The organism is Chloroflexus sp. MS-G (assembly GCF_000735195.1).
GTDB lineage: Bacteria > Chloroflexota > Chloroflexia > Chloroflexales > Chloroflexaceae > Chloroflexus.
This window is the reverse complement of sequence record NZ_JPIM01000051.1, coordinates 23492-32382: the sequence shown is the minus strand read 5'-3', so window position 1 is coordinate 32382 and position 8891 is coordinate 23492. Positions and strand designations below refer to the sequence as shown.

At 54.6% G+C, this 8891-nt stretch carries 10 protein-coding genes; 5 read left to right on the top strand and 5 right to left on the bottom strand.

Features of this window, described 5'->3' with window-relative positions:
* Nucleotides 1–453 (top strand): PD-(D/E)XK nuclease family protein (locus tag JE47_RS0110880; RefSeq protein ID WP_031459785.1); only part of this gene is annotated, 453 nt, incomplete at its 5' end.
* 4 nt (nt 454–457) lie between these two features.
* On the opposite strand, the gene JE47_RS0110875 is transcribed toward JE47_RS0110880, so the two are convergent.
* The 5 genes from JE47_RS0110875 to JE47_RS0110855 all read right to left on the bottom strand — a co-directional run bounded on the left by JE47_RS0110875 (nt 458) and on the right by JE47_RS0110855 (nt 5045).
* Entirely contained in the window at nt 458–1501 is a 1044-nt protein-coding gene (locus JE47_RS0110875) for an ATP-binding protein (RefSeq protein WP_031459784.1), read from the bottom strand.
* A 140-nt stretch (nt 1502–1641) separates the two neighbouring features.
* The gene (locus JE47_RS0110870) at nt 1642–1926 is read right to left on the bottom strand and encodes a DUF503 domain-containing protein (protein WP_031459783.1); all 285 of its coding nucleotides are present in this window, start codon (nt 1924–1926) and stop codon (nt 1642–1644) included.
* A gap of 11 nt (nt 1927–1937) precedes the next feature.
* Nucleotides 1938–2606, bottom strand: coding sequence for an LON peptidase substrate-binding domain-containing protein (locus JE47_RS0110865; protein WP_031459782.1), 669 nt, complete (start codon nt 2604–2606; stop codon nt 1938–1940).
* 6 nt (nt 2607–2612) lie between these two features.
* Nucleotides 2613–3809, bottom strand: coding sequence for a bifunctional glutamate N-acetyltransferase/amino-acid acetyltransferase ArgJ (gene argJ / locus JE47_RS0110860; RefSeq protein ID WP_031459781.1), 1197 nt, complete (start codon nt 3807–3809; stop codon nt 2613–2615).
* Nucleotides 3810–3842: 33 nt separating this feature from the next.
* The gene (locus JE47_RS0110855) at nt 3843–5045 is read right to left on the bottom strand and encodes a class I SAM-dependent rRNA methyltransferase (protein ID WP_031459780.1); all 1203 of its coding nucleotides are present in this window, start codon (nt 5043–5045) and stop codon (nt 3843–3845) included.
* Between the two features lie 243 nt (nt 5046–5288).
* Here JE47_RS0110855 and JE47_RS0110850 point away from each other — a divergent pair, with 243 nt between their 5' ends.
* From JE47_RS0110850 to rsgA, 4 genes are all read left to right on the top strand, one after another.
* On the top strand, nt 5289–6269 hold the full coding sequence (locus tag JE47_RS0110850) for an aldo/keto reductase (protein ID WP_031459779.1): 981 nt from the start codon (nt 5289–5291) through the stop codon (nt 6267–6269).
* A 46-nt stretch (nt 6270–6315) separates the two neighbouring features.
* The gene (locus JE47_RS0110845; RefSeq protein WP_031459778.1) at nt 6316–7293 is read left to right on the top strand and encodes a threonine ammonia-lyase; all 978 of its coding nucleotides are present in this window, start codon (nt 6316–6318) and stop codon (nt 7291–7293) included.
* A 337-nt stretch (nt 7294–7630) separates the two neighbouring features.
* Nucleotides 7631–7891, top strand: coding sequence for a hypothetical protein (locus JE47_RS20520; RefSeq protein WP_236631207.1), 261 nt, complete (start codon nt 7631–7633; stop codon nt 7889–7891).
* Nucleotides 7888–8862, top strand: a complete 975-nt coding sequence (gene rsgA / locus JE47_RS0110835; RefSeq protein ID WP_051871134.1) for a ribosome small subunit-dependent GTPase A — start codon at nt 7888–7890, stop codon at nt 8860–8862. The genes JE47_RS20520 and rsgA overlap by 4 nt, the downstream gene beginning before the upstream one ends.
* Nucleotides 8863–8891 lie beyond the last annotated feature (29 nt).

The window sequence follows — 8891 nt, the reverse complement described above, 5'->3', positions numbered from 1 at the left end:
CTTATGCGGCGGCATGCGGCGCTTGACCGAAAGTTCGACTCTACCATTGGCGCGCTTGGTGCGCGTTGGGGGCTGTATTCAGAGCAGTCGTTCCGTGACGCTTTGCGTGGTATTCTGACCGGCTTTTTCAATCTCGAAGTGATCAATGTCAACGAGTTTGATGAGACCGGCGAAGTATTTGGACGACCTGAACAGATCGAGCTTGATGTGATTATCAAAAATGGCCTGTTGCTCATTTGTGAGATCAAGTCATCGATGAGCAAGGCCGATATGTATCTGTTTGAACGTAAGGCGCGGTGGTACGAACGCCGTCACGAGCGAAGAGCCGATCAGTTGATAGTCATTTCGCCGATGGTAGATGTTCCGGCACGGAAGGTTGCTGAACGCTTCGGGATTGTGGTCTACAGTTTTGCCGAAGATGCCGGCGACGCCTTGACCAGTGCAGAACGGTAGCGTTTCAGACGTGACCTTCCTCAATCTGCCGCACCGTGCTGCGCCGACTTCGCCGACGTCTGCTGTCGGTTGGCGGGAAGAGGGTGTCTAGTGCAGCAGCGATAGTCTCTTGCTCGGCCTGTACTCCGGCGGTATGCCGCTCAAACCAGTCGCTGTGGCGCCAGGTTAATGCCAGCGGTGCGATTCGCCGAATATCTTCGGCGTTGACGACATTGCGAAAATCGGCTGCGGCCCGTGCACGTGCCCCTTCCAGGAGTGCTATTTCCGCACGATGCGAAGGGATATGCAGGTGCTGAACTAAGGCCAGGGCCTGCTCTTCCAACTCTGGCGGAATAGTGACGTGTGGGAGAATCTCACGGGCGATCATGATCTCTTCGGCGAGCGCTGCGGTTTGGGCTGCATACCCTTGCCGAAAGCCTACGGGATCGTTGCGAAAATCACGGGCGCGCCGATAAATTTCGAGCCGGGCGCGGTGATCGGCTACCGGTGCCACCCATACCCGCAAGCCAAAGCGGTCGAGAATCTGCGGTCGTAGTGCGCCTTCTTCTGGGTTCATTGAGCCGATGAGCACAAACTGACTGGGAAACAGACGCACCATTGCACCCCGCCGCACAAACGTCCGGCCCTGGGCTGCCGCGTCAAGGATGGCGTCAACAACTGCCTGATCGAGTAAGTTGATTTCATCAACGTAGAGGACATTGCCGTGGGCGCGGGCTAAAATTCCTTCTTCCAGGCGTACCACGTGTTGCTCGATGGCAATGCGTTCGTTGATTCCACCAACCACGTCTTCCAGCCGGGCATTGAGCGGGAGTTCGATCAAGCGCATGCGCTCAACTAGTGTTTTCCCGTCAGCATCGGGATGCTCGCGGGTCACGAAGGGCATGACATCGAGCAGACCGCGCACGGCAGTCGTCTTCCCTACCCCATACGGCCCGCTGAGCAAAATGCCGCCAATTTGTGGGTTGATAAGGCCAAGGATCAGCGCCGTTTTGAGATCGGTCTGACCGACCATCGCCAGCAGCGGAAAGGGATAAATATCGTCAGTCATAGGCGAGCACCTCGCTGCTATGTCTTCCACACGGGGCGCGGAAGGGTAAGGTTGAGGTAGTTAGGAGCCAGCCCTTCCCACTTACTCCTCTTTCCTCACCCCTACTACCAGATAAGGAGAGCATTGTGCAAGGCTCTGCGTCACAACAGCTCGATTTCATACGTCAGTAGCGGACAATCAGGACGCTGACGTTCGATAAAGTTTACCACTGCTTCAAGCTGCTGCTGAGCGTGTCTGCCATCGGTTGCTACAACCGCTACTCCGAGGCGAGCGCTCTGCCAGCGGTCTTGATCGTCGATTTCGGCAACTGAGACATTAAATTCGTTGCGGATGCGGGCGATGAGTGAACGCACCACTTGTCGTTTCTCTTTTAACGACTGCGCTGTCGCGATGTGGAGATGAATGGTACATGAACCGATGATCATACGCTTGACGGTTAGTTGAGACTGTTCCAGCCGCCTAACAACGTTGATGGGTCGAGACCTTGTGGGCCGCGTGGCAGAATTGCCAGTTCAGTACGGATAGCCATTGTCAGACTACGGAGGCGTTCGGTGACTTCGGCTTCCAACCAGCGTTGCTTCTGCGCCTGATCAATCCGTAGCCGGTCGGCTAACATGTAGCTCAGACTCACCGGATCAACGGGTAACGGTTCAACATCAATTTCGGCGCCGGTCAGCGTAGCAATACGTTCCCAGTATCGTCGGTAGATATTGCGTAATTCGGCGGCAGCCGCCTTTGCTTGCTGATCGATGTGTTCGGGGAGCATTTTCACCTGAGCTATTAAATACGGCGATTGTTCGATAATCTGGATGATACGAAAGCGATTCTGACCGATCACCTGAAGCAAATAGCGGCCATCTTCCAGTCTGAGATGATCTTGAATCACTGCTACCGTGCCCACCTCGTAAGGTTCAGGGGCAATCGCCATTCGTTGTCCCTCAATCACTTCATGGCCGCGACGGAGCAAGACAATCCCAAACGGTTGTTGTTCGGCCAGACAACGACCGATCATCAGGCGATAACGTTGCTCGAAGATGTGCAAACTCATGATGCTACCGGGAAAGAGCAGCGAGCCGAGCGGAAATAATGGCAGAGTTTGTTCCATAAAGATTCACCCATCTGTCCACGTGCAGGTCCAGACGGTTGTTTCGGCCAGGCCAAGATTGAGGTCGATCACCAATTCTACTTCAGGGCCTGACATCGTCTGCACCAGGTTCGTTGGGTCAAACGGAACAGGGGTGCCGCGAAGCATAACCGGCACCGTCCCGATCCGAAGATCAAGAAGATCGGGACGCAACTCAACAGCGCTGGCGCCAATGGCAGCTAGAAGTGCACCCCAATCTGATGAGTTGCGCCGACAGGCTGCTCGCACCGAGCCGGAGCGGGCCACGGCATGGGCAATAGCTTGAGCCGTCGCTTCATCGGCTGCCCCCTGCACCACCACCTTAATCACTTTACCAGAACCGGCTGCATCGCGCACGATTTGGTTTGCCAGATCGGCGCACAAGAAGTCGAGGGCTTCCTGAAAGACGCCAAACTCCCAAGTACTTGAATCGGTGATCGGTGGATGATCGATAGCGCCATTGGCCAGCATAATCACACTATCATTCGGGCTACAGTCACCGTCAATATTCAAACGATTGAACGAACGATCAACACTTTGCCGTAGTGCTCGTTGTAACAGGGGTTGACTGATCGCCAGGTCGGTGGTGATAAGGGCCAGCAGTGTCGCCAGCCGGGGATGGATCATTCGGGTTCCCTTCGCCATGCCGGCCAGTGTGTAACGTGGGCCGTTTCGCAACGAAACGCGCAGAACTCGTTCTTTGGGGCGTGTGTCGGTGGTAAGTATGGCCATTGCCGCTCGTCGCCCTCCGTTACTGTCGAGTTCACTTACTGCCCGTCGGATACCGTTGCGCATCCGTTGCATCGGTAGTGGTACCCCTATCAGACCGGTTGACATCAACAGCACCGAGTCGCGCGGTACTTCCAGCTCATCGGCTGTTATTTTGGCGCATTCAATTGCATCATTCAGCCCGTTCTGACCGGTACCAGCGTTCGCCTGACCGGCGTTAATCAACACGGCCCGGATCGCATCGTGGTTACGCAGCAAAATGGCCTGACTCAGAAACACCGGTGCCGCTTTGAAGACGCTAGTCGTGAACATGGCTGCTGCACGGCATGGATATTGAGAGTAGACGAGGGCCAGATCACGTGCCTTGCTCCCCTCTTTCAGGCCAGCAGAAATGCCGGTGGCGCGGAACCCGGTTGGGCTGGCGATATGACCATCTTCAAAGATTGTGAAGTTCATAGCCGCTCGACAATAAACAAGGATGCAAATAGTTTACCACACCCGACAGATCAATCCTTTGAGATATTCACTTTCTGGAAATGTCAGTAGCACTGGATGATCGGGCGCCTGGGTTAGCCGTTCGAGGATTTGCACATCACGCCCAGCATCAAGCGCGGCACCAAAGATGATTTTCTGAAAGAGTTCGGCTGAAACCAGACCCGAACAACTGAATGTTGCCAGTATCCCTCCGCTTCGGATCAGGTGCAGTGCCTGCAAGTTAATATCTTTGTAGCCACGAGTAGCGCGTTGCAGATGCGATTGCTGGTGGACAAATTTCGGTGGGTCGAGAATGACGACATCAAATTGACGATGCTCGTTGCGGTATTGACGCAGAATTTGAAACGCATCTCCCTCAACGAATTCAGTTGGTATCGACAGATCGTTTAGGCGAAGGTTATCAGCAGCCAGGGCGAGGGCTTCAGCACTGGCATCGATCAAGGTAAGCCGACGGGCACCGGCACGGGCAGCCGCCAGCGCAAATCCACCGGCGTAAGAAAAACAGTCGAGCGTATCGGCGTCGCTACAGTAAGCTCCTACTCGCAGATGGTTAATCGCCTGATCAAGGTAGATACCGGTCTTTTGACCGGTTTGTAGATCGGCGAACATACGTCGTTCGCTGGCAATCTGATCAAGACCGGTGATCAACGTTACTGGTAAACGAGGTGGCGCCTCACCCCAGCGCAACCCAACAGCCGGTGGGAGCGCTTCTTTCTCTCGTACCTCGGCATCGCTCCGTTCGTAGATACCACGTGGGGCGAGTAAATCTACCAATACTTGTATCACCCGCTCGGCTCGTATTGCCATTGCCTGCGTGAGCAATTGGATAACTAGATAGCAGCCGTACCGATCCACGATCAGGCCAGGAATACCATCTGACTCGCTAAACACCAGACGACAGGCAATCGCCGGCTGGTGGAGCCATTTTTCGCGTCCGGTAATTGCCCGTGCAATTGTGTCGTGGAGCCACGTTTCATCGAGCGGTTGGGTTCGTTCCCAGGTAGCCAGTCGCACGCGCAGTTGCGAACTACTGCTCCAAAAGCCTCGTGCCAGCCAGCTTCCGTCTTGAGCATAGACATCGACAACCGCGCCAGGTGCCGGATTTCCGCGTACCTCGGCGATAGCTCCAGAGAAGATCCACGGATGTCGTTGAATGACCGGTCGTTCGCGACCGGAAAGCAGAATAACAGTTGCCATAGTAGACTGACTCTAACACGCACCGGCAGAGTGGTCAAGCGCAAGGAGAGGAGTGAATGGGCGATTGAGTTGCCAACCCGTCTCTCGTGGAAGAGCAGGTGAACGACATACATCAGTGCATTAAACACGACCCAAAACCGGTAACGTTACAGACCGCTCTTTTTCTCGCACACGTGGTTCTGCAACCGGCCAGCTTCGTTATAATACGACCGTTACCCGCTTCTTGATAAGAGGTGTCATCGTATGCAGTACACACGTTTCGGCTCAACCGGGATGCAGGTTTCGCGGATCTGTTTGGGTTGTATGAGCTATGGTTCGCCGACCTGGCGTGAGTGGGTGCTAGACGAAGCTGCCAGTCGGCCTTTTATCTTTCGGGCGTTGGAATTGGGGATCAATTTCTTCGATACGGCGGATATGTATTCGTTGGGCTTGAGCGAAGAGATTTTAGGACGTGCCATTCGTGACTCGGGGGTACGCCGTGATGAACTGGTTATTGCGACCAAAGTCTACCAGCCGATGAGTGACCGACCCAACGACCGTGGACTTTCGCGCAAGCATATTATGCAGGCGATTGATGCCTCGTTGCGCCGATTGGGAATGGATTACGTTGATCTGTATCAAATTCATCGCTGGGATTACGAGACGCCGATTGAAGAGACATTAGAGGCGTTGAATGATGTGGTGCGCGCCGGTAAAGCACTCTATATCGGTGCGTCAAGTATGTTCGCCTGGCAACTAGCCAAGGCCCTCGGCATCCAAGAACGACGCGGTTGGGCACGTTTTGTATCGATGCAAAATCATCTTAACCTTGTCTACCGTGAAGAGGAACGCGAAATGTTGCCTCTGTGTCGCGATGCCGGTCTGGCGGTGATTCCCTGGAGTCCGCTGGCACGTGGCTTTCTTGCCGGTAACCGACCGCAAGGCACCGACGCAGCTACGGTACGTGGCCGTTCAGATACGATCTCGCACGCGATGTACGATGCCAGCGATTACGTGATTGTCGAGCGGGTAAGTGAAATTGCTCGTGCCCGTGGGGTCAGTAATGCCCAGATTGCGCTGGCCTGGCTGCTTCATAAGCCGGAAGTGACTGCACCTATCATCGGGGCTACGAAAATGTACCAGCTTGAAGAGGCAGTTGCTGCGCTCGACGTGAAGTTGTCACCCGAAGAGATTCAGCGTTTAGAAGAGCCATATCGGCCAAAGCCGATTCGTGGTCATTCGTAGGCAGCGATCCGGTGTTCTGCTCCACGCTGGCAATAGGAATACGATCATGCGACAAACGTTCTTCCTTTCACCCGCCGACATCCTGGTGGCACATCAGCGTATCGACGGGATTATTCAGCCAACCCCGCTCGAGATAAGCCGACCGCTATGTGCATTGACTGGTGCTGAAGTCTGGCTCAAGCTGGAACTGGCCCAGGTGACCGGTAGTTTCAAGATTCGTGGTGCAGCGAATGCTCTGCGTCAGCTTCCGGCAACCACTCACGTTGTTGCCTGCTCTGCCGGTAATCATGCGCTGGGCGTTGCGCACACCGCAGCTATGATCGGTACAACGGCCACACTCGTTGTACCGGCTACAGCTTCTCCGGCCAAAATCGCGGCCTTGCGCCGTTATCCGGTAGATGTCATCTTGCATGGTACGGGCTACGATGCAGCCGAGGCTGAAGCGTTGCGCATGGCCGCCGAATATGGTTGGCATTTTATTTCGCCTTACAATGACCCACTGGTTATTGCCGGTCAGGGTACGCTGGCAGTTGAACTCTGGCAGACATTAGCCGATATTGATGTCGTTGTGGTTGCAGTTGGGGGCGGTGGTCTGGCGAGTGGGGTTGGTCTCTGGGCCAAAGCAATGAATCCACGAGTGCGCGTGATCGGGGTTCAGGCTGCCGCTTCTGCGGCTATGACTGCTGCGTTACGCGCCGGCAGAGTAGTACCGGTGGTCGATGAACCAACGTTAGCCGATGGTCTGGCCGGTAATCTTGCAGCCGATACCATCACTCTACCGATCCTGCAGCAGGTGCTTGATGACATGGTACTGGTCGATGAACCTGCTATCGCTCGCGCAATGCGCTGGCTTATCGAAGAACATCATCTTATTGCAGAGGGAAGTGCTGCGGTACCACTGGCTGCCCTTCTCGAACAACAAATCAGCGATCTGGTGGGACAGCGCGTTGTTGTGCTGATTTGTGGCCGTAATGTTGCTGCGACGACATTGCAACAAATCTTCGCTATTCCGTCAAAAGACTGAGCGAAATTCCATTGACAGTTCTTCATTACTATGCTATGCTGCACGGGCAAGAGGTGCGTAGTCACGTAGAGGAGGCCGTTCATGACACTTATCACCAATCAGTATGTAAAGACAGGCACTGTAGGAATGGTGTCGAACGACTCCGCTGACGTGAGAGAGGCTTCGCACAGCGCAGGCTAGACAGGCGTAACCTGTGATACCGGCGGGCTGTGGGAAGCCAGTGAGCATCCACAGCCCGCCCTTTATTTGGGCTGAGGTGCCAGTGGTACCACAGCCTTTTTCATTTCCTCCACGTCGCGATGGTTGTTCGGCACGGCAACGGTTAAGGATTACTGATATGTCAATTGACGATACCGCCGTGTATACCGCAAAACATCAGTTACCAGCCGACGTGGAGGGAACTATCGTGATCATCCTGGAACGAGATGGCTCATTATCGTATCATCCGCCGAAACTTGAGCGAAAATATCGAATACAACCTGCGATCACTGCGGCAACGCCAGAAGGTTTGAGATCGTCATCGTTTATCGACCGTATCATACGCATAGCTTTTGGTGTGTTGACTGTTTATGTATTGGCTGGAGCTGAAGATCGATGAGTCGTAAAACTACACCCACTACTGTTGTTGAGCCACCGCCAACGACTGGCGCAAACCGCCTGGTTGGGTCCGTCTTACGGGCACAGAGTGGTTTCTTCTGGGTGCAGACGGAACAAGGTATTCTGGAGTGTCGTTTGCGTGGACGACTCAAGAAAGAGCGTCAGGCAACCGATTTGGTTGTCATTGGTGATCAGGTTGAGGTACAACCGGTAGGAAATGGGCAGGGTGCTATCGAAGCGGTGCTGCCACGACGGAGTCGCTTGGCGCGACGTGCTGCCGGGTCTCGTGGTGCGTATAAGGAGGATGTGATTGTTGCCAATGTTGATCAGGTGCTCCTGGTCTTCGCCTGTGCCCAACCTGATTTCACACCCCGCATGCTCGACCGTTACCTGGTTATTTGCGAGCATAGTGAGTTGCCGGTTGTGATTGTCGCAACCAAGATTGATCTGGTCGAGCGCAGCGTGGCTGAAGCAATGTTTGCTCCATACGCACATATTGGCTACCCTGTCGTCTATACCAGTATTGTCACTGGTGTGGGTATTGATGAACTGCGGAGCCGTCTGGCCGGACGGATCAGCGTTGTAACCGGCAAGTCGGGGGTGGGTAAGAGTAGCCTGCTGAATGCGATTCAACCCGGTCTGAATCTGCGTACCGGTGAAGTCAGTGAACGTCTGTCGAAAGGCCGCCACACGACGACGGTCGCCGAGTTGATTCCGCTGAATCTGCCCGGTGGTGGCTATGTCGCCGACACGCCGGGAATTCGCGAGATTGGGCTTTGGAATCTACCGGCTAGCGACCTTGCTTGGTGTTTTCGCGAGTTTCGGCCGTTTCTCGGTGATTGCTACTTTGCCGGTTGTAGGCATCTCCATGAACCTCATTGTGCAGTGCGCGCCGCAGTCGAGCGCGGCGAAATTACACCAGCTCGCTACGAGAGCTACGTTCGCTTGATGAATAGTGATGAAGATGCGTGAAAGCGATAGTTCTGTCGTAACTGCCCAGG